Genomic DNA, 25207 nt, shown 5'->3' with positions numbered 1-25207 from the left:
GGGTCTTACGAGAACAGAAAAAAACAAGGATCTTCTATCCACATGGAACATTGGGTCATCAAATTGATGCCAGGATCGTCGATCTGTTTTTAATTAACTGATATATAAAGAGTAATAGTATTTGTTCATTTATTTTCAGGGGCGGTAAAGCTGACGCTGTAAAACTATACACAAAGTTATCCACAAGCAAAGTTCTTATGCGATCGCGACGATCGTTGAATCTTTTCCGCGAAATGCGGGAAAAATTCAGGATTTCATGCCCGTCTGTGGCATCCTTTACCCATAATCTGATAAACAGGCACGGAAATTATGGTTCAGATCCCAGAAAACCCTCTCATCCTCGTTGACGGCTCATCCTATCTTTATCGGGCGTATCATGCGTTTCCGCCGCTGACTAACAGCGCAGGGGAGCCGACCGGGGCTATGTACGGCGTACTGAATATGCTGCGCAGTTTGATCCTGCAGTATCAACCGACTCACGCCGTCGTGGTCTTTGATGCGAAAGGGAAAACCTTCCGTGATGAATTGTTCGAACATTACAAGTCCCACCGCCCGCCGATGCCGGACGATCTGCGCGCGCAGATTGAGCCGTTGCATAAGATGGTGAAAGCGATGGGGCTGCCGCTAATGGCGGTTCCGGGTGTTGAAGCCGACGATGTGATTGGCACCCTGGCGCGGGAAGCGGAAAGGGCGGGTCGTCCGGTGCTGATCAGCACCGGTGATAAAGACATGGCTCAGCTGGTGACGCCGGGGATCACCCTAATCAATACCATGACTAACACCATCCTTGGACCGGATGAGGTGGTCTCCAAGTATGGCGTCCCGCCGGAGCTGATTATCGATTTCCTGGCACTGATGGGCGACTCTTCGGATAACATTCCTGGCGTGCCGGGCGTGGGCGAGAAGACCGCCCAGGCGCTGCTGCAAGGCCTTGGCGGCCTTGATACGCTGTATGCGGAACCGGAGAAAATTGCTGCACTGAGCTTCCGCGGCGCGAAAACGATGGCGGCGAAGCTGGAGCAGAACAAGGACGTGGCTTATCTCTCTTATCAGCTGGCGACCATTAAAACCGACGTCGAGCTGGAGCTCACGTGCGAAGAGCTGGAGGTGCAGCCTCCGGCGGCTGACGATCTGCTGGCGCTGTTCAGGCAGTATGAGTTTAAGCGCTGGACAACCGACGTCGAGGCCGGGAAATGGCTGCAAGCGAAGGGCGGCAAACCGGCCGCTAAACCTGCAGAGCCTGCGGCAGCGGCACAGGCAGAAGCAGAGGATGAACCGGCCTCCGCCCTTTCAGCAGAGCACTACGTCACTATCCTTGATGAGGCCACGCTGGTCACCTGGATCGATAAGCTGAAGCAAGCGCCGCTCTTTGCCTTTGATACGGAAACCGACAGCCTGGATAATATCTCTGCCAATATGGTCGGTCTTTCATTCGCTGTTGAGCCTGGCGTGGCCGCCTATGTCCCTGTGGCGCATGATTATCTTGATGCGCCGGATCAGATCCCCCGCGAGCGCGTACTGGCGTTACTTAAACCGCTGCTGGAGGATGAGAAGCTGCTCAAGGTCGGGCAAAATCTCAAATACGATCGCGGTATTTTGGCCAACTATGACATTGAGCTGCGCGGGATTGCGTTCGATACCATGCTGGAATCCTACATTCTCGACAGCGTGGCGGGCCGCCACGATATGGACAGTCTTTCCGACCGCTGGCTGAAGCATAAAACCATTACCTTTGAAGAGATCGCTGGTAAAGGTAAGAACCAGCTCACCTTTAACCAGATTGCACTGGAGGAGGCTGGCCGCTACGCGGCGGAAGATGCCGACGTCACGCTCCAGCTGCATCTGAAGATGTGGCCGAAGCTGCAGCAGCATGAAGGTCCGCTGAATATCTTTAAGCATATCGAAATGCCGCTGGTGCCGGTGCTGTCTCGGGTTGAGCGCAATGGCGTGAAAATCGACCCTGCCGTGCTGCATGCGCATTCCCAGGAGATCGCCCAGCGTCTGGTTGAGCTGGAGCAGCGCGCACATGAGATTGCCGGGGAAGCGTTTAATCTCTCCTCCACTAAACAGCTGCAAACGATCCTGTTTGAGAAACAGGGTATCAAGCCGCTGAAGAAAACGCCGGGTGGCGCGCCATCCACGTCTGAAGAGGTCCTGGAGGAGCTGGCGCTGGATTATCCGTTGCCAAAAGTGATTCTGGAGTATCGCGGGCTGGCGAAACTGAAGTCGACCTATACCGATAAACTGCCGCTGATGATTAACCCTAAAACGGGGCGCGTGCATACCTCCTATCATCAGGCGGTTACTGCCACAGGCCGTTTGTCGTCTACCGATCCAAACCTGCAAAATATTCCAGTGCGTAACGAAGAAGGACGGCGCATTCGCCAGGCGTTTATCGCGCCGGAAGATTACGTCATTGTCTCAGCGGACTACTCGCAAATCGAACTGCGTATTATGGCGCACCTGTCGCGGGATAAAGGCCTGCTGACCGCTTTCGCAGAAGGGAAGGATATTCACCGGGCGACGGCGGCTGAAGTGTTTGGCTTACCACTGGACAGCGTCAGCAGCGAACAACGCCGCAGTGCGAAAGCCATCAACTTCGGTCTCATCTATGGCATGAGCGCCTTCGGCCTGGCCCGCCAGCTGAACATCCCGCGTAAAGAAGCACAGAAGTATATGGATCTTTATTTCGAGCGTTACCCGGGCGTCCTGGAGTATATGGAGCGCACCCGCGCTCAGGCGAAAGAGCAAGGGTACGTTGAAACGCTGGATGGCCGTCGACTCTATCTGCCGGATATTAAATCCAGCAATGGTGCCCGTCGCGCCGGCGCGGAACGTGCGGCGATCAACGCCCCGATGCAGGGGACAGCGGCAGACATTATCAAGCGGGCGATGATTGCTGTTGATGAATGGCTGCGGAAGGAGCAACCTCGCGTGCGGATGATCATGCAGGTTCACGATGAACTGGTCTTTGAAGTGCATAAAGATGAGCTCGATGCCGTGTCGAAAAAAATCCATGAACTGATGGAGAACAGCACTACGCTGGCGGTGCCGCTGCTGGTGGAAGTCGGTAGTGGCGAAAACTGGGATCAAGCGCACTAAGTATACAAAGCGCAAAGCGATTTTCTGTAAGTAAGCAACATAACTTATAGCGTTTTGTGAGGATCATTTGAATTTGCTATGTAAATAGTGAAAAAAAACTACAAAAAATGCTTTATCCGTGAGCGAAAGAAGAGTAGAGTTAATCGCGTAGGGTACAGAGGTAAGATGTTCTATCTTTCAGACCTTTTACTTCACGTAATCGGATTTGGCTGAATATTTTAGCCGCCCCGGTCATTTATGACCGGGGCGTTTTTTATTGCGCGAAAGAAAAGTTTGATGCAGTTAAAAGCGCGTAATATGAACGTCCGGATAGGGCGCTACGCGCCGTTATCCGGAAAAAGCGGGGGTTACTCGGCGTCTTCAACGGCTTCTTGCGGCGGGATTTCTTTAAACCAGCTATCCAGCTTCTGTCGCAGCTTATCCACGCCAGATTTTTTCAGCGAAGAGAAAGGTTCAACCTGAATATCGCCATTGAAGGCCAGTACCGCTTCACGCACCATATTCACTTGCGCTTTACGCGCGCCGCTGGCGAGCTTATCGGCTTTGGTCAACAGCACCAGCACCTGAATATCGCTTTCTACCGCCCACTCGATCATTTGCTGATCGAGATCTTTAAGCGGGTGGCGAATATCCATTAGCACCACCAGGCCCTTCAGGCACAGACGTTTTTCCAGGTACTCTCCCAGCGCGCGCTGCCACTTGATCTTCATCTCTTCAGGTACTTGCGCATAACCATAGCCGGGCAGGTCAACCAGGCGTTTGCCCTCGGCGACTTCGAACAGGTTAATCAGCTGCGTACGTCCAGGAGTCTTGGAGGTACGCGCCAGGCTCTTCTGGTTGGTCAGCGTATTTAGCGCGCTGGATTTTCCCGCGTTGGAGCGGCCGGCGAACGCCACTTCAATGCCGGTATCGGCAGGAAGATGGCGGATATCTGGCGCGCTAGTGACAAAGTGCGTCAGTTGATAATTCCAGTTGGTCAAGACGGTCGTCTCCGTTAAAACAGGCTATGGCAGGGATTATACCTGAACAGCAGAAAAAGGCTGTTTTTACCGCACGCCGTTCCTGTAAGTAAAAACCATATGGTTTGTGAGACATTGACTATTCTTCGTATAGGACATACCTGAGAAAAATAAGACGATACAGATGTAATTAACTGAAAAAAAACAAGTTATAAAAATAGAGAAATCTGAAAATGTTTTTTTAACGGCCTGGCTGGTTGTCGATTTTTGTCAACAGGGTAAAGTAATACACAACGGCGGGGATGCTGAAAGGATTAAGACTCAGGACGAGGGGTCAGGAAGCGCCAGGAGGCGAAGACCACAGGATAGTCAGGATGACGCGCGTCTTGGAGACGTTTCAAAGGGAAAAGGAAGAAACAGGGACCGTTGGACGCTAAGGGAAAGACAGGGTAAGTCGTTAGCGAACAGGGAAAGAAGAAGCCCGTTAAGGGTGGTCAGTGAGGAAAAAGGCGACAGAGTAATCTGTCGCCTTTTTTCTTTGCTTGCTTTCTGCTAGATTCCGCCTCAATTCTATACTGAATAATACTGTCTGAAGATTACACACCATGAAAAAACCGACATCCGCCACCCGTGGCAAATCCGGCCGCAAGTCGCGTGAAGAGTTAAATCAGGAAGCTCGCGATCGCAAACGGCAGAAGAAACATCGTGGCCACGCGGCAGGCAGTCGCGCGAACGGCGGCGATGCGGCTTCAGCGGGCAAAAAACAGAGCCAGACGCAAGACCCGCGCGTCGGCAGTAAAAAACCGATCCCGCTGGGCGTGAGCGAAAGCAGCACCCCAGCCCCCAAGCAGCATAAACCAAAGAGCGAGAAACCTATGCTTTCACCGCAGGCTGAGCTGGAGTTGCTGGAGAATGATGAGCGCCTGGACGCGCTGCTGGAACGTCTGGAAGAGGGGGGCACCCTGAATGCTGAAGAGCAGAGCTGGGTGGACGCCAAACTGGATCGCATTGATGAGCTGATGCAGCAGCTCGGCCTCTCTTACGATGACGAAGATGAAGAAGAGGAAGAGCGTCAGGAAGATATGATGCGTCTGCTGAAGGGTGGAAACTAACATTTGCATCCCATCGGATTCCCGGTACTGCTTATAACCCTTCTGGTTATATGTTATCTGCTGTGGTTATTCGTTAAACTACGACGGTTGTCGCGGCGTCAGAAATGGCTGCGCAACCGGCTCATGACCCGCGGTGCGGTGGGGCCGGGACGGCGTACCCGTCGGCGGCACCATCGGAAGGAGTGAGCATGTCTGAGCAGATAATCGACTGGGATCTGGCCCTGATCCAGAAATATAACTATTCCGGGCCGCGCTATACCTCGTATCCCACCGCGCTGGAGTTTTCACCGCAATTTGGCGCGGCGGAATTCGATGCCGCTGTGGCCCGTTACCCACAGCGTCCCCTGTCGCTGTACGTGCATATCCCGTTTTGCCATAAGCTGTGTTATTTCTGCGGCTGCAATAAGATAGTTACCCGTCAGCAGCATAAGGCCGATCAATATCTCGATGTCCTTGAACAGGAGATCATCCACCGCGCGCCGCTGTTTGCCAGTCGCCAGGTTAAGCAACTGCACTGGGGTGGCGGTACGCCAACCTATCTCAATAAGGCGCAAATCAGTCGCCTGATGGATCTGTTGCGCAGCCACTTCCATTTCAGCGCGGAAGCCGAGATCTCCATTGAGGTCGATCCACGTGAGATCGAGCTGGATGTCCTCGATCATTTACGCACCGAGGGGTTCAACCGCCTGAGTATGGGCGTGCAGGACTTCAATAAAGAGGTTCAGCGCCTGGTTAACCGTGAGCAGGACGAAGCGTTCATCTTTGATTTGCTCCACCATGCGCGGGAGATTGGTTTTACCTCGACCAATATCGACCTCATCTACGGCCTGCCGAAGCAAACGCCGGAGAGCTTCGCCTTTACCCTGCAAAAGGTCGCCGAGCTCAATCCTGACCGCCTGAGCGTGTTTAACTATGCGCATCTGCCCACGCTCTTTGCCGCACAGCGCAAAATTAAAGATGCCGATCTGCCCACCGCTGAACAGAAGCTGGAGATCCTCCAGGAGACCATCGGCTCGCTGACGGCGGCAGGCTATCAGTTTATCGGCATGGACCACTTTGCTCGCCCAGACGATGAATTAGCGGTCGCGCAACGTCATGGCATACTGCACCGCAATTTCCAGGGTTACACCACCCAGGGGGATACCGATCTGCTGGGGATGGGCGTGTCCGCGATCAGCATGATTGGTGACAGCTACGCCCAGAACCAAAAAGAGCTGAAGCTGTACTACCAGCAGGTGGCAGAGCAAGGGGACGCTCTATGGCGCGGGATCGCGTTAACCCGCGATGACTGTTTACGTCGCGACGTGATTAAGGCGTTGATCTGTAATTTCCGTCTGGATATTGAGGCTGTAGAGGCGCAGTGGGATGTGGATTTTCAGTCTTATTTTGCCGAAGACCTGAAGCTGCTGGCGCCGCTGGCGCATGACGGGCTGGTGGCTGTGGATGATAAGGCCATTCAGGTGACGGCGAAAGGCCGACTGCTGATCCGCAATATCTGCATGTGCTTTGATGCCTATCTACGGCAAAAAGCTCGGATGCAACAGTTCTCCCGGGTCATTTAATGTTTTCCCCTCTCCCGCGGCCGCAGGAGAGGGGAACCATTAGCTGAACAGCCCGACCAGCGCAGCGCACAGCACGGCAGCGACTGCCGTTTGTGGCGTGTGACTGGCTGCGGCGCCGCTCGATATCATACTCACCAGTGATTCAAACATGATGCTCTCCCCTAATGCCGGGCACGATCATACTCAACTCATCGGAACAGTAAAGTACAAAATAGCAGCACTTTGCGCTGAACGGCTAATTTTCATCATGCCGTTAATCACTACTCCATTCCCAGCTCTTTTAGCTTACGCGTCAGGGTATTACGACCCCATCCCAGCAGACGCGCAGCCTCCTGCTTGTGCCCCTGGGTATGGCGCAGGGCGGTCGTCAGCAGCGTGCGCTCCATTTCGGGTTGCGCTTCTGAGAGCAGGTTTTGATGACCGGATCGCAACGCCCGATCGGCCCACTGACCCAGCAGCGTCGCCCAGCTGTCGGGCTGCATCTGCGTCGGGCTGTCCGGAACCGTGGTCTCAAACAGTTCGCTCGGCAGATCCTGCGTCAGTACCTCCTGGCCGGCGGCCATGACGGTGAGCCAGCGACAGGTGTTTTCCAGCTGACGGACGTTGCCAGGCCACGCCAGGCGTGTCAGCGCTGTCTCCGTTTCCGGATGCAGCTGTTTGGCTTCAACACCGAGCTCGCGGGCGGCTATCTGCAGAAAATGGCGGGCCAGGCGTGGAATATCTTCCCGGCGCTCGCGCAGCGGCGGTAAATGTACCCGGATCACGTTCAGGCGGTGGAACAAATCTTCACGGAATTTCCCCTCCTGCACGCGCTGTTCCAGGTTCTGGTGGGTGGCGGCGATGATCCGCACATCGACCTTCACCGGCGCGTAACCGCCCACGCGATAAAACTGGCCATCCGCCAGCACGCGCAGCAGACGAGTCTGGACATCAAGCGGCATATCGCCAATTTCATCCAGGAATAGCGTGCCGCCGTCAGCCTGTTCGAAGCGTCCCTGGCGGACGGTATTGGCGCCGGTAAAGGCCCCTTTTTCATGCCCGAACAGCTCGGACTCAATCAGGTCTTTGGGTATTGCCGCCATATTCAGTGCGATAAACGGCGCTTTTGAACGTGGACTATGACGATGCAGGGCGTGAGCGACGAGCTCTTTACCGGTACCGGATTCGCCATTAATCAGCACGCTGATGGATGATCGCGACAAACGGCCAATAATGCGAAAGACATCCTGCATTGCCGGCGCTTCGCCGATGATGTCGGCAGTTGGGCTGCTTATTGGCGCATTTCGCGGCTGTTGCTGCTCCTGGTAGTGGCTTATCGCCCGGTCGACCAGGGCGACGGCTTCATCAATATCAAAAGGTTTGGGCAGATAATCAAACGCGCCTTGCTGATAAGCGCTGACCGCGGCGTCCAGATCGGAATGTGCGGTCATTATGATGACCGGAAGCATTGGATGACGCTGCTTAATCTGTTTGAGCAGCGCCAGACCATCCATTCCCGGCATACGGATATCTGACAGCAGTACATCCGGGGTTTTGGTGGTGAGGGCATCTAGCACCTCATTGCCGCTTTCGAACGTTGTGCAGCTCAAGCCGGCTCCGGTGAGCGCGCGTTCAAGCACCCAGCGGATGGAGCTATCGTCATCAACGATCCAGGCTATCCCTCGTTGCATAAACACCTCTACTTCCGAATAGGCAGGTATACCGAAAATTCGGTATGACCCGGCCAGCTGGTGAATTCAATTTTGCCGGAGTGCTGATCGATAAGGCTGCGGGCGATAGATAAGCCCAGGCCGGTACCGCCTTCGCGGCCGCTGACCATCGGATAAAACAGCGTATCCTGGAGATGGGGCGGAATACCCGGGCCATTATCTTCAACGTCAATACGTGCGGCGAGGCGATAACGCACCCCGTGCAGCGTCAGCTGGAAAGCGGTGCGGGTGCGGAGAACAATTTCGCCCCCTTCCGGCCCCAGCGCCTGCAGCGCATTACGGACGATGTTCAGCAACACCTGTTCAATTTGATCCGGGTCGTGGGGCAGCTCTGGTAGGCTGGGGTCGTAATCACGGATTAACTTCACGTTGTCCGGTAACTCCATGGAGACCAGTTTCACTACCCGCTCGGCGACTTTATGGATACTTTCAGTAACGTGCATGCCCGGATGCTGTGGCCCAAGCAGGCGATCGACCAGATTTCTCAGCCGGTCAGCCTGCTCGATGATCACTTTGGTATATTCCGTTAGCGCCGGGTCGGGCAGGGCTTTGCTGAGCAGCTGTGCCGCGCCGCGCAGGCCGCCTAACGGATTTTTTATCTCATGTGCCAGGCCGCGGACCAGATCGCGGGCGGCGACCTGCTGCGCGTGCTGCAGCTGCTCCTGGCTCAGGCGGCGCTGGTTATCCATCGGCGCCATTTCCAGCAGAATAAAGCCTTCCGGCAGCCGCTGGGCGGTCAGCGACAGGATGTGCGAGCGGCCATCAATAACCAGCGTGACTTCGTTATCGGTAAACCCCTGGCCCGCCTGCAGGCTCTCCTGCATCAGCCCGATATTCAACGAAAAATAGCTCAACAGCTCAGGTAACGGGGTGCCAAACAGCTTGCGTGAACTTTGCGCCAGCAGCTGCTGCGCCGCAGGATTGGCAAAGTGCACCGCCAGGTCATCATCGACCAGTAAGATACTGTTGATAAGAGAGTTGAGGATCTGCCCAGCATCGGGCAGTGTGCCTGTTGCCATTCGACAGTCTCCTGAAAAAGAGTGCACCAATTTAGTGCAGTATAGCTTTTTATCGGTAAAAAGCTCGCGAGATCAGCGTGTTGGTGGAGAAAAAAGCCCATCCTGAGATGGGCTGAAAGTTTCCACGGCAACAAAATATCCCGGGCATCCCGCGCCACAACACGACATACCCTGGATTTACAGCAAAATTAGACGCTGTAGTACAGTTCGAACTCAACCGGATGCGGAGTCATGCGTACGCGGTCGTTCTCTTCCAGACGCAGGGCGATGTAAGCATCGATAGCGTCATTGGTGAACACGCCGCCAGCCGTCAGGAACTCGCGGTCAGCATCCAGGGCCTGCAGGGCTTCTTCCAGAGAGCCTGCAACCTGCGGGATCTCTTTCGCTTCTTCCGGCGGCAGGTCATACAGGTTTTTGTCCATTGCTTCGCCCGGATGGATTTTGTTCTTGATACCATCAAGGCCAGCCATCAGCAGCGCCGCAAAGCACAGGTACGGGTTGGCAGCCGGGTCCGGGAAGCGCACTTCGATACGACGCGCTTTCGGAGAGGTCACCACCGGAATACGGATGGAGGCAGAGCGGTTACGCGCAGAGTAAGCCAGCATAACCGGCGCTTCGTAACCCGGGACCAGACGCTTGTAGGAGTTGGTGGTCGGGTTCGCCAGGGCGTTGATAGCTTTAGCGTGTTTGATTACGCCGCCGATGTAGAACAGCGCCTGCTCAGACAGACCTGCGTATTTGTCGCCGGAGAACAGGTTAGTCCCGTTTTTCGCCAGAGACATATGGCAGTGCATGCCGGAGCCGTTATCGCCGAACATTGGTTTCGGCATAAAGGTCGCGGTTTTACCGAAGCGGTGAGCGACGTTGTGAACAACGTATTTGTAAATCTGAATTTCGTCCGCTTTTTTGGTCATGGTGTTGAAGCGGGTTGCCACTTCGTTCTGACCTGCGGTAGCCACTTCGTGGTGGTGAGCTTCAACAACCAGGCCCATCTCTTCCATGATCATACACATGGTGGAACGGATATCCTGAGAAGAGTCTACTGGCGGAACCGGGAAGTAACCCCCTTTCACGCCCGGACGGTGACCTTTGTTACCGCCTTCGTATTTGGTGGAGGAGTTCCACGCACCTTCGATGTCATCGATCGCGACATGGGAGCCGGAGATAGAGGCGCCAAAACGGATGTCGTCGAACAGGAAGAATTCTGGTTCTGGCCCGAACAGGACGGTGTCAGCGATGCCGGTGGCGCGCAGGTACTCTTCAGCGCGTTTCGCGATGGAGCGCGGGTCACGGTCATAGCCCTGCAGGGTGCCTGGCTCGAGGATATCGCAGCGGATGATCAGGGTCGGTTCTTCGTAGAACGGGTCAATGACCGCGGTGGAAGCGTCCGGCATCAGGACCATGTCAGATTCGTTGATACCTTTCCAGCCACCGATCGAGGAGCCATCAAACATTTTGCCTTCTTCGAAGAATTCGGCATTTACCTGATGAGACGGAATCGTGACGTGCTGTTCTTTACCTTTGGTATCGGTGAAGCGCAGATCGACAAACTTCACTTCGTGCTCGTTCAGCATCGTCAAAACGTGTTCAGCGGACATACTTAAACTCTCCCGGATTGGTCATTGTCGTCGTGGTAACGAAAACTTCATACTGCTTAAAAGTGGCGTTGTTGCCTTAAAAAATATAAAGCGAAATCTGTGCCAACTTTTAAATGCCCTATAAAACGCTGTATCATGCGCACCATAGTGCAAAAGGACTGCACCATGATGGAGATAATGCACCAAAGTAGTGCCTCAGTGTGAACATTGAGCACCATTTTGGTGCAATTTTTGTTACGGTGCCCTTTTATCGCTCCGTGAAAGCGGTCACAAAGAAACTCTGCAATACTTGTTTGCGGAGGATGTTTGTGATCCTGTTCAGTCCTTCGCTTAATACGTGTACAATAACGCGCTATTTCTAATGCCTGAGGCAAAGTTGTGATCGAAAATCTGCGTAATATCGCCATCATCGCGCACGTTGACCATGGTAAAACTACCCTGGTTGACAAGCTGCTACAGCAATCCGGTACGTTCGACGCACGTACTGAAGCACAAGAACGTGTGATGGACTCCAACGATTTGGAGAAAGAGCGTGGGATTACCATCCTCGCGAAAAACACCGCAATCAAATGGAATGATTACCGTATCAACATCGTTGATACCCCAGGGCACGCCGACTTCGGAGGTGAGGTTGAGCGTGTTATGTCCATGGTTGACTCTGTGCTGCTGGTGGTCGATGCCTTTGATGGCCCGATGCCGCAAACGCGCTTCGTGACCAAAAAAGCTTTTGCCCACGGCCTGAAGCCGATCGTGGTCATCAACAAAGTTGACCGCCCGGGCGCCCGTCCGGACTGGGTTGTCGATCAGGTCTTCGACCTGTTCGTTAACCTTGATGCGACCGACGAACAGCTGGACTTCCCGATCGTTTACGCGTCCGCGCTGAACGGTATCGCGGGCCTGGACCACGAAGACATGGCTGACGACATGACCCCGCTGTACCAGGCGATTGTTGATCGCGTGCCGGCGCCGGACGTTGACCTTGACGGTCCGCTGCAGATGCAGATCTCCCAGCTGGACTACAACAACTACGTTGGCGTCATCGGTATCGGCCGCATCAAACGCGGTAAAGTGAAGCCGAACCAGCAGGTCACTATCATCGATAGCGAAGGCAAAACCCGTAACGGTAAAGTCGGTAAAGTGCTGACTCACCTGGGTCTGGAGCGTATCGAGAGTGACGTAGCCGAAGCTGGCGACATCATCGCGATCACCGGTCTGGGCGAGCTGAACATCTCCGACACCATCTGCGATCCGCAGAATGTCGAAGCGCTGCCGGCACTGTCCGTTGATGAGCCGACCGTAACCATGTTCTTCAACGTCAACACCTCGCCGTTCTGCGGTAAAGAAGGTAAGTTCGTTACCTCTCGCCAGATCCTGGACCGTCTGAACAAAGAGCTGGTGCACAACGTGGCGCTGCGCGTTGAAGAAACCGAAGACGCTGATGCGTTCCGCGTTTCCGGCCGTGGTGAACTGCACCTGTCCGTTCTGATTGAAAACATGCGCCGTGAAGGTTTCGAGATGGCGGTTTCCCGTCCGAAAGTTATCTTCCGCGAAATCGATGGCCGTAAACAAGAGCCGTTCGAAAACGTGACGCTGGACGTCGAAGAGCAGCACCAGGGTTCTGTCATGCAGGCGCTGGGCGAGCGTAAAGGCGACCTGAAAAACATGAATCCAGACGGTAAAGGTCGCGTACGTCTCGACTACGTGATCCCAAGCCGTGGTCTGATCGGCTTCCGTTCAGAGTTCATGACCATGACTTCTGGTACCGGTCTGCTGTACTCCACCTTCAGCCACTACGACGACGTTCGTCCGGGCGAAGTGGGTCAGCGTAACAACGGCGTACTGATCTCTAACGGTCAGGGTAAAGCGGTTGCGTTCGCCCTGTTCGGTCTGCAGGATCGCGGTAAGCTGTTCCTCGGCCACGGCGCTGAAGTTTACGAAGGCCAGATCATCGGTATTCACAGTCGCTCTAACGACCTGACGGTAAACTGCCTGACCGGTAAGAAACTGACCAACATGCGTGCGTCCGGTACTGACGAAGCAACGGTTCTGGTTCCGCCGATTAAGATGACCCTGGAGCAGGCTCTGGAGTTCATCGATGACGACGAACTGGTAGAAGTGACCCCTACGTCTATCCGTATCCGTAAACGTCACCTGACTGAGAACGACCGTAAACGCGCAATGCGCGGTGCAAAAGAAGAGTAATTTTTCTTCTTGTTGTTCGCTAAACCCCGCCTCTCCGGCGGGGTTTCTTTTTTTCATTCCTGCATCATACGCCAATAGTCAAATCCTGCCTTTCCCGCTAAAGTTAATTTTCCACGGCGCGGAAGGAGACAAAAATGCTCTATATCTTTGATTTAGGTAATGTGATTGTCGACATTGACTTCAACCGGGTATTGGGAGCCTGGAGTGATTTAACCCGCATCCCGCTGGCGACGCTGAAGCAGCATTTCACCATGGGAGAGGCTTTCCACCAGCATGAGCGTGGCGAGATTAGCGATGAAGACTTTGCCGCCGCCATGTGTCATGAAATGAATATGTCCCTCAGCTATGAGCAGTTTGCTCACGGCTGGCAGGCGGTATTTGTCGCGCTGCGCCCGGAGGTAATTACCATCATGCATAAACTTCGTGCCCAGGGGCATCGGGTGGTAGTGCTCTCCAATACCAATCGTCTTCACACCACATTCTGGCCCGATGAATACCCGGAAGTGCGCGCTGCCGCCGATCGCATTTATCTGTCACAGGAGATGGGATTGCGTAAGCCTGAAGCGGAAATTTATCTGCGAGTACTGGAAGAAGAGGGATTTTCCGCCGCAGATACGGTCTTTTTTGATGATAACGTCGATAATATAGCAGGGGCCAACCGGTTAGGGATCACCAGTATTCTGGTGACCGGGAAGAAGACCATCCCTGACTATTTCGCGAATCAGTTATGCTAAAAACCGTTCAGCAAAAATTACACCACCATACCCGGCCGCTGCTGGCGTGGCTTAAGCTGCTGTGGCGGCGCATTGATGAAGACCATATGACGACCCTGGCGGGGAACCTCGCCTATGTGTCATTACTTTCCCTGGTGCCGCTGATAGCCGTCGTGTTCGCGCTGTTTGCGGCCTTTCCCATGTTTTCCGAAGTCAGCGTGCAGATTCGCCATTTTATCTTCGCCAATTTTATTCCGGCGACCGGGGATGTGATTCAGGGGTATATCGAACAGTTCGTGGCTAACTCCAGCCGTATGACCGCCGTAGGCGCGTTTGGCCTGATCGTCACCTCGCTGCTGCTGATGTACTCGATCGACAGCGCGCTAAACACCATCTGGCGCAGCACGCGCAGCCGTCCCAAAGTTTACTCCTTTGCCGTTTACTGGATGATCCTGACTCTTGGCCCGTTGCTGGCAGGCGCCAGCCTGGCGATCAGTTCGTATCTGCTGTCGCTGCGCTGGGCGAGCGATCTGGACGGCGTGATTGATAATCTACTCCGCCTCTTCCCGCTGATCCTTTCATGGGCGGCATTCTGGCTGCTCTACAGTATTGTACCGACCACCCAGGTGCGTAACCGCGATGCAGTGATCGGGGCGCTGGTGGCGGCGCTGCTGTTCGAGGCAGGTAAAAAAGCGTTTGCCCTCTATATCACCACCTTTCCGTCCTATCAGTTAATTTATGGCGTGATTTCGGTGGTGCCGATTTTGTTCGTCTGGGTGTACTGGACCTGGTGTATCGTCTTGCTTGGCGCTGAAATTACTGTCACTCTCGGTGAATACCGCAAACTTAAAACAGAAGAAACAGAACAACCATGATTGCATTAATTCAACGCGTATCCCGTGCAAGCGTTACCGTGGAGGATGAAGTGACGGGCGAAATTGGTCCGGGGCTTCTGGTGCTGCTGGGCGTCGAGAAAGACGATGATGAACAAAAGGCGAATCGCCTTTGTGAACGGGTGCTGGGCTACCGCATCTTCAGCGATGCTGACGGGAAAATGAACCTGAATGTCCAGCAGGCGGGCGGCAGCGTGCTGGTGGTTTCGCAATTTACGCTGGCGGCCGATACCGAGCGGGGGATGCGTCCGAGTTTCTCGAAAGGTGCAGCACCGGACCGTGCCGAGGCACTGTATGAGTATTTCGTCGCCCGCTGTCGTCAGCAGGAAATGAACACCCAGACCGGAAGATTCGCTGCGGATATGCAGGTTTCTTTGGTCAATGATGGTCCCGTGACCTTTTGGTTGCAGGTATGACCCAGCTTCCGGGCAGGCTGCGGGTAACAAAAGAGAGTACGACTATGTATCACCTTCGTGTACCGCAAACAGCAGAAGAGTTAGAGAGCTACTACCAGTTCCGCTGGGAGATGCTGCGTAAGCCGCTGCATCAGCCAAAAGGATCGGAACGCGACGCCTGGGATGCGATGGCGCATCATCAGATGGTGGTGGATGAAGAGGGCAATCTGGTTGCCGTCGGCCGACTGTATATCAATGCGGAAAATGAAGCCTCCATTCGCTTTATGGCCGTTCATCCCTCCGTACAGGATAAAGGGCTGGGGACGCTGATGGCGATGACCCTGGAGTCGGTAGCGCGTCAGGAAGGGGTGAAGCGGGTCACCTGTAGCGCCCGCGAAGATGCGGTGGAGTTTTTCGCCAAGCTTGGCTTTGTCAATCAGGGGGAGATCACTACCCCGACCACCACGCCGATCCGTCATTTTCTGATGATTAAACCGATCGCGTCGCTGGACGATATTTTGCACCGTGGCGACTGGTGCGCGCAGCTCCAGCAGGCGTGGTATCAGCATATCCCGCTGAGTGAAAAAATGGGCGTACGCATTCAGCAGTACACCGGGCAGAAATTTATAACCACCATGCCGGAAGCGGGGAACCAGAATCCGCACCATACGCTGTTTGCCGGTAGCCTGTTTTCGTTAGCGACCCTGACCGGATGGGGACTTATCTGGCTGATGCTGCGCGAGCGGCATCTGGGGGGCACCATCATTTTGGCGGATGCGCATATTCGATACAGTCAGCCCATTAGCGGCCGCCCCAGCGCCATCGCCGACCTGGGATCGCTGAGCGGCGACCTCGACCGCCTGGCGCGTGGGCGTAAAGCCCGCGTGCAAATGCAGGTGGAGCTTTTTGGCGATGATAAACAGGGTGCGGTTTTCGAGGGGATCTACATCGTGCTGCCGGCGAAGCCTTTTGGTTCGTACGAAGAGGGCGGTAACGAGGAAGAGTAAGCGCCCTCTGGCCGTTATCGTCCTGGCGATGCCACACGCCAGGCGATATCCCGCATAGCATCACGCGCGGCGTGGCTGACGCCCCCCAGCTGAAAGAAGCCGTGGATCACCCCCAGATAACGCTGACAGGAACTCTCCACCCCTTGCTCCGTCAGCCTTCGGTACAGCACTTCGCCCTCATCGCGTAAAGGATCGAACTCAGCTGTCAGAATATGCACCGGTGGCAGCCCGTTAAAATCTTCTCGCCAGAGTGGACTGGCATCCGGATGGTTTGCCGGCGTCGAGGCGAGGTACATTTCGTAGCCGCTCAGTAGCGTGTCCCGGGTAATCACATAGTCATCGCCATTGCTGAGGTAGCTCGCCATGCTGGCGGTGGGGTCAAGCATCGGATAAATCAGAATCAGTTGTGCAGGATGCCACGCCGCTTTCGCTTTCAGGCGCAGAGCCGTGACCAGGGCGAGATGACCTCCGGCGCTGTCGCCGGCCAGCGTGATACGCGAGGCATCAATGCCAAGCTGCTTTGCGTGCTGGTGAATAATCGTAGCACCTCGTTCTGCATCATCGTGCGCCGCCGGAAAGGTATGCTCCGGCGCAAGGCGGTACTGCACAGCGATCACCCGGCAACCGCTGAACATGGCTAACTGACGGAGTTGGTTATCGTGCGTGGCAAAGCCGCCGCTGACAAAACAGCCGCCGTGGAAGTAGATAAGCGCGGGTAGCAGGCCGTCGGCAGTGGGCGGTGAAACGACGCGGAAGTGCATACCCTCCAGGGTGATATCCTCCACCCGCACTCGCGTTTCCGTCTCCCCGGCGAGTACCGCACTGGCGATATAGCCGGCCCTCCGATCATCAATATGTTGATCGCGTGATGACGGACGACCTGCCGCAATAAATGCCTCAACCAGCGAAGCAATCCCTTTCTCCAGCGCCATATGAAGTTCCTTGTACTGTTTTAATATCCAGTGTTATAGCCTGGATTATGGCGAAAATACAGGCCTGTTGAGGTCGCCTGTGCATTATGGAAAGCGGCTCGCAAAAAAGCGTTTACCTGGCAAAATCCTTTTTGTTTCCGATTTCAAAAGCTGTAGATTGCTCATAACTTCATCACTGGTGATATACTTGAGGTATATATGAGCATGATGGCTGAAAGGGATATGGGCAGAATTCTTCTCGATTTATCAGACGATGTCATTCAACGTCTCGATGACCTCAAAGTGCAGCGTAACATTCCGCGAGCGGAACTGTTACGTGAAGCGGTTGAACAATATCTGGAGAAACAAGATCGAGCTAAAGATACCATCTCCAGTGCGCTGGGTCTGTGGCAAGACTGCGAAGAAGACGGCATGGAATATCAACGTCAGCTACGCAAGGAGTGGTAATGACCTCCGGATCTGCGCTTTTTGATACCAATATTCTTATTGATTTATTTAGCGGGCGTCGCGAAGCCAAACAGGCGCTGGAGGCCTGGCCACCGCAGAATGCGATCAGTCTGATTACCTGGATGGAGGTGATGGTTGGCGCTAAAAAATATCACCAGGAGCAGCGTACGCGAATGGCGCTAAGCACCTTTAATATCATTAACATCTCACAGGATATTGCAGAGCGAAGCGTTGCGCTGCGGCAGGAGTATAAGCTTAAGCTGCCGGATGCCATCATTCTGGCGACGGCGCAACTCCATCGTCTGGAACTGATTACGCGGAATACGAAGGATTTTGCCGGTATTCCTGGCGTAGTCACGCCGTACGAACTACACCCTGAATAATTCGAGTGGCAGGAGGACGACAAGGGAGCGACAAACTCGTCTGAAACGAGTGTGTCGAGCCAAAGGCTGGTCTCTGATGACAGTCAGTGACGCGGGTGAGTCATTCCTGACTACGCTCGTATCGCAAGAAGGAAAGCGGGCGGCAAGAGCCGCCCGAAATCACACTGCAGAACTTACTCCCCTTCGCCGGGGAACATGAACGGGTTAATTGAGCTCCTGGCGAAGCCTTCCTGTTCCATACGGGCGTCGAGCACCAGGGACGCCAAATCGTCGGCGACGGCTTCGACTTTCGGATCCTTCTCCTGATACATAATCTTCAGGTAGGTTCCGCAGTCGCCACAGCTTTCGGCTTTCACCGCTGCCTGCTCGTTGTCCAGCGACCAGTAGTGCAGGTCGCGGCTCTGTTCACAGTTGCTGCACTTGACGCGCACCACGTGCCACTCGGTTTCGCACAGGTTGCAGTGCAGATAGCGCAGCCCCTGAGTGGTGCCGATCTGCACGATGCTGGAGACCGGCATTGAGCCGCATACCGGGCAGAACTGACGCTGTTCGCCGTATTCGGCGCGCGCTTTCCCCGGGATCAGGCTGGCCATCTGCGCCCAGTAGAGCGACAACGCGGCCCAGATGAACGGCGCTTTATCACTGCTGACGGAGGCGAAGTCGGAAACAAACAGCGCGCTGGCCATCTGCTCCAGCTCCTGCTCAGAGGCTTTTTCCAGATTCTCAATGACCGCCAGCGCCGGGCCGCTCATTTCCGGCTTCAGCTCGGCAATCAGCGAGTGCAACAGCTTGTGCCAGTGCTTGTCGCGCGGCAGAACGTGGATATCCAGCGGCGGTTTACCCTGTTCGCTGGCCGCTTTAATGCGAGCCGTCAGATCCATCTGCAGCGGATGGTCGTACAGCACCACTTCCTGGGCATGGGCGATCAGCGCGGCAAAGCGCAGGTAATCGCCCAGCGGGTTGTTGGCGGCCAGCTCACGCAGGCGCTCCGCGCGGCGGTTATAAAGATTCTTCAGTCTGGGGAACAGTAGCGGCGGAATTGCTTCCGCCGTGCGTTTCTCGCTCGAACCCAGCTCGTCTTGCGGGATTATGCGAATACTCATTCAGATGACTTTTCCTGTTTCTGGCGGACCTCTCGGTACCAGCGCGGGTGATGTTTCTTCGCCCACGTTTTGGTAACCCAGCCTTCCACCATCGCGGTAATGGTGCCTTTCACCCAGAGGGCGGCGTAGATATGCACCATGATAACCACAATTAACGCCACTGCGGCAAATGAATGCAGCATCAGCGCAAATCGGATCACCGGGATTGAGAAAGCCGGCGCAAAATACGGACGCCAGATGATCACACCGCTCACCAGCAGCAGTACCAGCAAAATAATCGCCGCCCAGAACACGCATTTCTGGCCGAAGTTATAGCGCCCGGTATCGCCCACCTCCTCGTTGACGACGATCTTACGAATATTCTTCGCCCAAAAGATATCATCCCGATTGATTAGGTTGTGGTGCCAGTAACGGAAAAACATGATGATAAACGACGCGAACATTACCACCCCGACGAACGGGTGGAGAATACGCGCCAGCTGCGGCGTACCGAGAATATGCATCAGCCAGTTAAAGGACGGGAAGAAAAAGCCTAACCCGCTCACTGCCGCCAGGACGAAGCAGAAGGCGGTGACCCAGTGGTTGATGCGTTCCGGCGCCGTGTAGCGCACGATGGTGTCACGTCTTTTCATTTGCGCACCTCGTCTTTCTCTTCATGCAGGTTGTCCTCTTCCTCTTCCGCGCGGTTCGGACCGACGCCGACGTAGTGGAAGATACTGGCTGCGAAGGTCGCGGCGAAGCCGACGGCCGCCAGCGGTTTCCAGATGCCTTTCCAGAACTTCACGGTCTGGCTGATCTCCGGGTTTTCCGGCAGGCCATGGTACAGATTCGGCTTGTCGGCATGGTGCAGCACGTACATGACGTGGGTGCCGCCGACGCCGGCCGGATCGTACAGGCCCGCATTGTCATAACCGCGGGTTTTCAGCTCAGCCACGCGTTCACCGGCCAGCGTTTTCATATCCTCTTTGGAGCCAAAGTGGATTGCGCCGGTCGGACAGGTTTTCACGCAGGCAGGCTCCTGGCCGACGGTCACGCGGTCTACGCACAGGGTACATTTGTAGACGCGGTTGTCTTCCGGGTTCAGACGCGGTACATCGAACGGACAGCCGGCGATACAGTAGCCGCAGCCGATGCACTGCTCGGACTGGAAGTCGACGATACCGTTGGCGTACTGAATGATCGCGCCTTCTGACGGGCAGGCCTTCAGGCAGCCCGGGTCCGCGCAATGCATGCAGCCATCCTTGCGAATGAGCCATTCCAGCTTGTCGTTTTGTTCCACTTCCGAGAAGCGCATGACCGTCCATGACTTGGCGGTCAGGTCCGCCGGGTTGTCATACACCCCGACGTTGTGACCGACTTCATCACGAATATCGTTCCATTCGGAGCAGGCCACCTGACAGGCTTTGCAGCCGATACAGGTGGTGACGTCGATAAGCTTCGCCACCTCCTGCTGGTGGTCCCGCGCCTGAGGCGCGGGGGTGAAACCGTTAGTCGCGGAACGACGAATAATATCTTGCGATTGATAAGCCATAAGTCGTCTCCGTTACACCTTTTCCACGTTCACGAGGAAAGCTTTGAACTCCGGTGTCTGCGTATTTGCATCACCGACGAACGGCGTCAGGGTATTAGCAATAAAGCCTTTTTTCGCTACGCCCTCATAGCCCCAGTGAATAGGAATGCCGATGGTATCGATATCCTTACCGTCAACTTTCAGCGTGCGAATACGCTTGGTCACCACTGCCTTGGCTTTGATATAGCCGCGGTTAGAGGAAACTTTCACGGTATCGCCGTGGCCGATGCCGAGCTTATTCGCCAGTTTTTCACCGATCTCCACAAACTGCTCCGGCTGCGCGATGGCGTTAAGCAACGCGTGCTTGGTCCAGTAGTGGAAGTGTTCGGTCAGGCGGTAAGTGGTGCCGACGTACGGGAATTTGTCCGCTTTGCCCATCTGCTCGAGATCGCCTTTGAAGACGCGAGCGGCCGGGTTAGAGACCACGTTCGGATGCAGCGGGTTAGTCCCCAGCGGCGTTTCAAACGGCTCGTAGTGTTCCGGGAACGGTCCTTCCGCCATCTTATCGATAGCGAACAGACGGCCCATCCCTTCCGGCTGCATGATAAACGGACCGACGTCGCTGCCAGGCGCGGCGGCGCTGTAGTCCGGAATATCCACGCCGCCCCATTTCGCGCCATCCCATTTCAGCAACTGACGCTTCGCATCCCACGGTTTACCCTGCGGGTCCGCGGAGGCGCGGTTATACAGGATGCGGCGGTTGAGCGGCCAGGCCCAGGCCCAGCCCAGCGTGTTGCCGAGGCCTGACGGGTCGGCGTTATCGCGGCGCGCCATCTGGTTGCCGTCCGGCGTCCAGCTACCGGCGAAGATCCAGCAGCCGCTGGAGGTGGTGCCATCATCGCGCAGCTGGGCAAAGGAGCTCAACTGCTGCCCTTTCTTAACGATCACCGCGCCGGTCGCCGGGTCGGTGATATCCGCCAGCGCTTTACCGTTGCTTTCCATCGCCACTTCTTCAGATGCCGGCTCGTGCGGAGTGGAGTAGTTCCACGTCATGTTGAGCACCGGCTCCGGAGCTGGTCCGCCCTCTTCGGCATACATCTTACGCAGGCGAGTGAAGATACCGGCGAGGATTTCGCCATCGGTCACGGCGATCCCCGGGGCGTCCGCGCCTTTCCAGTGCCACTGCAACCAGCGGCCGGAGTTGACGATAGAACCGTTTTCTTCGGCGAAGCAGGTGGACGGCAGACGGAATACTTCGGTCTGGATTTTCGACGGGTCAACATCGTTCGACTCACCGTGGTTTTGCCAGAAGGTGGACGTTTCGGTGTTCAACGGGTCGATGGTCACAAGGAACTTCAGCTTCGACAGAGAAGCCACCACCTTGTTTTTGTTCGGGAACGAGGCGACCGGGTTAAAGCCCTGGCAAATATAGCCATTCACTTTGCCCTGATTCATCATCTCGAAATACTGCAGAACGTCGTAGCTCTTATCCCACTTCGGCAGCCAGTCAAAGCCCCAGCTGTTTTCTGCCGTAGCTTTGTCGCCGAAGAAGGCTTTCATCATGGAGACGAAGAACTTCGGATAGTTGCCCCAGTAGTTGACCTGGTCTTTCAGCAGCGGCTTCGGCGTGTTAGCCGTCAGGTAGGTCTGCAGGTCGGCCTGTTTTTCATTCGGCAGCGACATGTAGCCCGGCAGGCTGGTGGAGAGCAGGCCGAGGTCGGTCAGACCCTGGATATTGGAGTGACCGCGCAGGGCGTTGACACCGCCGCCGGCCATCCCCATGTTGCCGAGCAGCAGCTGGATCATCGCCATGGTGCGGATGTTCTGTGCGCCGATGGAGTGCTGGGTCCAGCCGAGAGCATACAGGAACGACGCGGTCTTATCCGGCGCGCTGGTTTCGGCAATGTATTCGCAAACTTTAAGGAAGTCGGCCTTCGGCGTACCGCAGATGTTTTCGACTACATCCGGGGTATAACGAGAAACGTGCTGCTTCAGCAGGTTCCAGACGCAGCGCGGATGTTGCAGCGTGGTATCGCGTTTGGCGAAGCCGTTCTCATCCAGCTCATAGTTCCAGCTGGTTTTGTCGTACTGGCGTTTTTCTGCGTTATAGCCGCTGAACAGCCCGTCGTCGAAGCTGTAGTCCTCACGCACGATCAGGCTGGCGTTGGTGTAGGCTTCGGTGTATTCGCGGTTGAATTTTTCGTTATTCAGCAGGTACAGGATCACACCCGACAGGAAGGTAATGTCGGTACCGGAACGAATCGGGGTATAGAAATCTGCCACCGATGCCGTACGCGTAAAGCGCGGATCGATAACGATGAGCTTGGCGCCATTATGAATTTTGGCTTCCATCGCCCAGCGGAACCCCACCGGATGCGCTTCTGCGGCGTTACCGCCCATCACCACGATCAGGTTGGCGTTCTTAATATCCACCCAGTGGTTGGTCATCGCACCGCGACCAAATGTTGGAGCAAGACTTGCTACCGTTGGTCCGTGTCAGACACGCGCCTGGTTATCCACCGCCAGCATCCCGAGGGCGCGGGTGAATTTTTGCGTTAAATAACCGGTTTCGTTACTGGAGGCGGAGGCGCACAGCATCCCGGTGGTCAACCAGCGGTTGACGGTGGTGCCGGCGTCGTTTTGCGCGATAAAGTTGGCGTCGCGGTCCTCTTTCATCAGCTTGGCGATGCGATCAAACGCTTCGTCCCAGCTGATTTGCTGCCATTTATCGGAACCTGGCGCGCGATATTCCGGGAATTTCAGGCGGCTTTCAGAATGGATAAAGTCCACCAGACCGGCCCCTTTCGGGCAGAGCGCACCACGGTTAACCGGATGATCCGGATCGCCTTCGATATGGAAAATGGATGCTTTGGCGTTTTTTGCGCCGTCGCCGAGGCTATACATCAACAGCCCACAGCCGACAGAACAGTATGTACAGGTGTTACGGGTTTCTCGCGTGCGCAGCAATTTGTACTGCCGTGTCTCCGCGAGCGCAGTTGCCGGGGCAAAGCCCAGCGCTGCTGCCGTGGTTCCCGCCATACCGCCAGCGCAGATCTTAAAGAACTGCCTTCTGCTGACCTGCATGGTTCGCTCCTTGTTTCGACATTGTCACATGTAGTTATTTGCTTTGCGGTGAAGGCCGCAAAGGTTCAGAATTAGGGCTAATTTCCCTCATTCCTGAAGGGATAAAAACAGAATACCACATTGTGTGTATGCCTGTTCCAATACGGTTAAAGCAAAGTGAACAAGAAGCCTCTCGAACAAATCAAAAATGTGACGAATGTCACAGGATATCGCCAGGTCTCCCTCTGGAAACGCGAGGATCTGCAACACCCTCAGCCAGACGAGTTAGCCGAAGAAATTCCCGTCGCGCTGGTCTACAACGGTATCTCCCATGTGGTGATGATGGCCACGCCGAAAGACCTGGAACAATTCGCCGTCGGCTTTTCCTTATCCGAAGGGATTATCGAGCATCGGCGGGAGATTTTCGGCATGGACGTGGTATCGGTGTGCAATGGCCTTGAGGTACAGATTGAGCTCTCCAGCCGACGTTTTATGGGGCTCAAAGCCCGGCGTCGCGCGCTGGCCGGGCGCACCGGCTGCGGGGTATGCGGCGTCGAGCAGCTCAATGATATTGGTAAGCCAGTTCAGCCGCTACCGTTCACTCAGACGTTCGATCTAGCCAACCTCGACCACGCCCTGGCGCATCTTAACGACTTTCAACCGGTCGGCCGGCTCACCGGCTGTACCCATGCGGCTGCCTGGGTCAGGACGACTGGCGAGCTGGCGGGCGGTTTTGAAGACGTTGGCCGGCATGTCGCCCTGGATAAACTGCTGGGCCAGCGCGCGGAAATTGGCGAGGACTGGCAGCATGGCGCCGCGCTGGTCTCCAGCCGCGCCAGCTATGAAATGGTGCAGAAGGCCGCGATGTGGGCGTCGAGATCCTGTTCGCGGTCTCGGCGGCCACCACCTTAGCGGTGGAAGTGGCCGAGCGCTGCAATCTGACGCTGGTGGGCTTTTGCAAGCCGGGCAGGGCGACAGTTTACACCCATCCGCAGCGTTTAATTGCGGGTTAAATATCGATCAATAAATTTGAACAATAACAGCAAATCCTTCCGCTTTTTGTTTAGCGATGTGCGGGCTACTATTTAACACATCAAGGCACGGCGCCTTATCTAAACAACTAAATGAAAGGGTTTATATCATGAAAAGCATCAAAACTTTTGTCGCAGTAATCGCACTGGCCGCTTCTTTTGGTTCATTCGCTGCTGAAACCGTGACCGCCACCGCTGCCACGATGGATGGTGCGGAAGCGAAAATCGCTGCTCAGGCGCAGGCTGCTGGCGCTTCGTCTTACAAAATTACCGAAGCCTTTACCGGCAACCGCGTGCATATGACTGCGGAACTGAACAAATAAGCATAAAGTTACTGTCGAAAGAGCGCCTTAGGGCGCTTTTTTTGTTTCGCTTCCCGCATCGGCGAAATTACCCGATATTCCCCTCTGCTACGAAAAAAATGTGGCAGTAATCACGTTTCCGTTCTTTTCTTAAATCCCTATATT

Annotated in this window: 22 protein-coding genes and 1 pseudogene; 13 read left to right on the top strand and 10 right to left on the bottom strand. The window is 55.2% G+C overall.

The genetic code is table 11. From position 1 onward, the window contains the following. The first annotated feature begins 309 nt into the window (after positions 1–309). Both polA and spfP read left to right on the top strand, forming a co-directional pair. Positions 310–3102, top strand: coding sequence for a DNA polymerase I (gene polA / locus SP68_RS25495; protein ID WP_012543290.1), 2793 nt, complete (start codon positions 310–312; stop codon positions 3100–3102). 165 nt (positions 3103–3267) lie between these two features. Beyond that, positions 3268–3315: a small protein SpfP gene (gene spfP / locus SP68_RS29230; protein WP_071892919.1), complete on the top strand. Its 48-nt coding sequence runs from the start codon at positions 3268–3270 to the stop codon at positions 3313–3315. 134 nt (positions 3316–3449) lie between these two features. On the opposite strand, the gene yihA is transcribed toward spfP, so the two are convergent. Then, a complete protein-coding gene (gene yihA / locus SP68_RS25490; protein ID WP_040970644.1) occupies positions 3450–4082 on the bottom strand; it encodes a ribosome biogenesis GTP-binding protein YihA/YsxC in 633 nt (210 codons plus the stop codon). 584 nt (positions 4083–4666) lie between these two features. Between yihA and yihI the strand changes: the two genes are divergently transcribed. Then, positions 4667–5173: a Der GTPase-activating protein YihI gene (gene yihI, locus SP68_RS25485; protein ID WP_008807913.1), complete on the top strand. Its 507-nt coding sequence runs from the start codon at positions 4667–4669 to the stop codon at positions 5171–5173. Between the two features lie 188 nt (positions 5174–5361). After that, the gene (hemN, locus tag SP68_RS25480) at positions 5362–6735 is read left to right on the top strand and encodes an oxygen-independent coproporphyrinogen III oxidase (RefSeq protein WP_040970646.1); all 1374 of its coding nucleotides are present in this window, start codon (positions 5362–5364) and stop codon (positions 6733–6735) included. 39 nt (positions 6736–6774) lie between these two features. Here the strand turns inward: hemN and SP68_RS28010 are convergent, their stop codons facing one another. The 4 genes from SP68_RS28010 to glnA all read right to left on the bottom strand — a co-directional run bounded on the left by SP68_RS28010 (position 6775) and on the right by glnA (position 11061). Continuing rightward, complete coding sequence (locus tag SP68_RS28010; protein ID WP_004152951.1) at positions 6775–6885, bottom strand: YshB family small membrane protein; 111 nt, start codon at positions 6883–6885, stop codon at positions 6775–6777. A gap of 110 nt (positions 6886–6995) precedes the next feature. Beyond that, the gene (gene glnG, locus SP68_RS25475) at positions 6996–8405 is read right to left on the bottom strand and encodes a nitrogen regulation protein NR(I) (RefSeq protein ID WP_008807911.1); all 1410 of its coding nucleotides are present in this window, start codon (positions 8403–8405) and stop codon (positions 6996–6998) included. 8 nt (positions 8406–8413) lie between these two features. Further along, a complete protein-coding gene (gene glnL, locus SP68_RS25470) occupies positions 8414–9463 on the bottom strand; it encodes a nitrogen regulation protein NR(II) (RefSeq protein ID WP_008807910.1) in 1050 nt (349 codons plus the stop codon). A 188-nt stretch (positions 9464–9651) separates the two neighbouring features. Beyond that, complete coding sequence (glnA, locus tag SP68_RS25465; protein ID WP_004203622.1) at positions 9652–11061, bottom strand: glutamate--ammonia ligase; 1410 nt, start codon at positions 11059–11061, stop codon at positions 9652–9654. 378 nt (positions 11062–11439) lie between these two features. Between glnA and typA the strand changes: the two genes are divergently transcribed. From typA to fabY, 5 genes are all read left to right on the top strand, one after another. Further along, positions 11440–13263, top strand: coding sequence for a ribosome-dependent GTPase TypA (typA, locus tag SP68_RS25460; RefSeq protein WP_008807909.1), 1824 nt, complete (start codon positions 11440–11442; stop codon positions 13261–13263). Positions 13264–13397: 134 nt separating this feature from the next. Then, positions 13398–13997 (top strand): glucose-1-phosphatase, encoded by a 600-nt coding sequence (gene yihX, locus SP68_RS25455; RefSeq protein WP_008807908.1) that lies wholly within the window; start codon positions 13398–13400, stop codon positions 13995–13997. Further along, on the top strand, positions 13991–14851 hold the full coding sequence (locus tag SP68_RS25450; protein ID WP_008807907.1) for a virulence factor BrkB family protein: 861 nt from the start codon (positions 13991–13993) through the stop codon (positions 14849–14851). The genes yihX and SP68_RS25450 overlap by 7 nt, the downstream gene beginning before the upstream one ends. Then, entirely contained in the window at positions 14848–15285 is a 438-nt protein-coding gene (gene dtd, locus SP68_RS25445) for a D-aminoacyl-tRNA deacylase (protein ID WP_008807906.1), read from the top strand. Before SP68_RS25450 ends, dtd begins: the two co-directional genes overlap by 4 nt. Positions 15286–15329: 44 nt before the next feature. Continuing rightward, complete coding sequence (gene fabY, locus SP68_RS25440) at positions 15330–16271, top strand: fatty acid biosynthesis protein FabY (RefSeq protein WP_012543287.1); 942 nt, start codon at positions 15330–15332, stop codon at positions 16269–16271. A gap of 14 nt (positions 16272–16285) precedes the next feature. Here fabY and SP68_RS25435 read toward each other — a convergent pair whose 3' ends face one another. Next, positions 16286–17203, bottom strand: coding sequence for an alpha/beta hydrolase (locus SP68_RS25435; RefSeq protein ID WP_023340866.1), 918 nt, complete (start codon positions 17201–17203; stop codon positions 16286–16288). A gap of 204 nt (positions 17204–17407) precedes the next feature. On the opposite strand from SP68_RS25435, the gene SP68_RS25430 reads away from it, so the two are divergent. Together SP68_RS25430 and SP68_RS25425 are read left to right on the top strand one after the other, a co-directional pair. Continuing rightward, positions 17408–17650 carry a ribbon-helix-helix domain-containing protein gene (locus tag SP68_RS25430; protein WP_004150355.1) on the top strand — a complete coding sequence of 81 codons (243 nt, stop codon included), beginning with the start codon at positions 17408–17410 and terminating at the stop codon, positions 17648–17650. Further along, the gene (locus tag SP68_RS25425; RefSeq protein WP_008807903.1) at positions 17650–18033 is read left to right on the top strand and encodes a type II toxin-antitoxin system VapC family toxin; all 384 of its coding nucleotides are present in this window, start codon (positions 17650–17652) and stop codon (positions 18031–18033) included. The genes SP68_RS25430 and SP68_RS25425 overlap by 1 nt, the downstream gene beginning before the upstream one ends. Positions 18034–18206: 173 nt before the next feature. Here the strand turns inward: SP68_RS25425 and fdhE are convergent, their stop codons facing one another. Genes fdhE through fdnG form a run of 4 tightly spaced genes read right to left on the bottom strand, consistent with a single transcriptional unit; the run spans position 18207 to position 23730 of the window. Further along, positions 18207–19136, bottom strand: coding sequence for a formate dehydrogenase accessory protein FdhE (gene fdhE / locus SP68_RS25420; protein ID WP_004150358.1), 930 nt, complete (start codon positions 19134–19136; stop codon positions 18207–18209). Beyond that, entirely contained in the window at positions 19133–19768 is a 636-nt protein-coding gene (gene fdoI / locus SP68_RS25415) for a formate dehydrogenase cytochrome b556 subunit (protein WP_008807902.1), read from the bottom strand. Before fdoI ends, fdhE begins: the two co-directional genes overlap by 4 nt. After that, positions 19765–20667: a formate dehydrogenase subunit beta gene (gene fdxH, locus SP68_RS25410; RefSeq protein WP_002882822.1), complete on the bottom strand. Its 903-nt coding sequence runs from the start codon at positions 20665–20667 to the stop codon at positions 19765–19767. The genes fdoI and fdxH overlap by 4 nt, the downstream gene beginning before the upstream one ends. Before the next feature lie 12 nt (positions 20668–20679). Continuing rightward, positions 20680–23730, bottom strand: a complete 3051-nt coding sequence (fdnG, locus tag SP68_RS25405) for a formate dehydrogenase-N subunit alpha (RefSeq protein WP_094030659.1) — start codon at positions 23728–23730, stop codon at positions 20680–20682. A 156-nt stretch (positions 23731–23886) separates the two neighbouring features. Between fdnG and fdhD the strand changes: the two are divergent. Both fdhD and SP68_RS25390 read left to right on the top strand, forming a co-directional pair. Continuing rightward, positions 23887–24722 (top strand): annotated as a pseudogene (gene fdhD, locus SP68_RS25395) (formate dehydrogenase accessory sulfurtransferase FdhD). Positions 24723–24850: 128 nt separating this feature from the next. Further along, positions 24851–25063, top strand: coding sequence for a YdgH/BhsA/McbA-like domain containing protein (locus SP68_RS25390; protein ID WP_004127125.1), 213 nt, complete (start codon positions 24851–24853; stop codon positions 25061–25063). The last annotated feature ends 144 nt before the right edge of the window (positions 25064–25207 follow it).

This window comes from Klebsiella variicola (genome assembly GCF_000828055.2).
GTDB lineage: Bacteria > Pseudomonadota > Gammaproteobacteria > Enterobacterales > Enterobacteriaceae > Klebsiella > Klebsiella variicola.
This window is presented reverse-complemented; position numbering and strand designations above follow the sequence as displayed.

Coding starts and splice junctions, on each gene's coding strand:
- polA (WP_012543290.1), top strand. CDS start 310: ATGGTTCAGATCCCAGAAAACCCTCTCATCCTCGTTGACGGCTCATCC.
- yihI (WP_008807913.1), top strand. CDS start 4,667: ATGAAAAAACCGACATCCGCCACCCGTGGCAAATCCGGCCGCAAGTCG.
- hemN (WP_040970646.1), top strand. CDS start 5,362: ATGTCTGAGCAGATAATCGACTGGGATCTGGCCCTGATCCAGAAATAT.
- SP68_RS28010 (WP_004152951.1), bottom strand. CDS start 6,885: ATGTTTGAATCACTGGTGAGTATGATATCGAGCGGCGCCGCAGCCAGT.
- glnG (WP_008807911.1), bottom strand. CDS start 8,405: ATGCAACGAGGGATAGCCTGGATCGTTGATGACGATAGCTCCATCCGC.
- glnL (WP_008807910.1), bottom strand. CDS start 9,463: ATGGCAACAGGCACACTGCCCGATGCTGGGCAGATCCTCAACTCTCTT.
- glnA (WP_004203622.1), bottom strand. CDS start 11,061: ATGTCCGCTGAACACGTTTTGACGATGCTGAACGAGCACGAAGTGAAG.
- yihX (WP_008807908.1), top strand. CDS start 13,398: ATGCTCTATATCTTTGATTTAGGTAATGTGATTGTCGACATTGACTTC.
- SP68_RS25450 (WP_008807907.1), top strand. CDS start 13,991: ATGCTAAAAACCGTTCAGCAAAAATTACACCACCATACCCGGCCGCTG.
- dtd (WP_008807906.1), top strand. CDS start 14,848: ATGATTGCATTAATTCAACGCGTATCCCGTGCAAGCGTTACCGTGGAG.
- fabY (WP_012543287.1), top strand. CDS start 15,330: ATGTATCACCTTCGTGTACCGCAAACAGCAGAAGAGTTAGAGAGCTAC.
- SP68_RS25435 (WP_023340866.1), bottom strand. CDS start 17,203: ATGGCGCTGGAGAAAGGGATTGCTTCGCTGGTTGAGGCATTTATTGCG.
- SP68_RS25430 (WP_004150355.1), top strand. CDS start 17,408: ATGATGGCTGAAAGGGATATGGGCAGAATTCTTCTCGATTTATCAGAC.
- SP68_RS25425 (WP_008807903.1), top strand. CDS start 17,650: ATGACCTCCGGATCTGCGCTTTTTGATACCAATATTCTTATTGATTTA.
- fdhE (WP_004150358.1), bottom strand. CDS start 19,136: ATGAGTATTCGCATAATCCCGCAAGACGAGCTGGGTTCGAGCGAGAAA.
- fdoI (WP_008807902.1), bottom strand. CDS start 19,768: ATGAAAAGACGTGACACCATCGTGCGCTACACGGCGCCGGAACGCATC.
- fdxH (WP_002882822.1), bottom strand. CDS start 20,667: ATGGCTTATCAATCGCAAGATATTATTCGTCGTTCCGCGACTAACGGT.
- SP68_RS25390 (WP_004127125.1), top strand. CDS start 24,851: ATGAAAAGCATCAAAACTTTTGTCGCAGTAATCGCACTGGCCGCTTCT.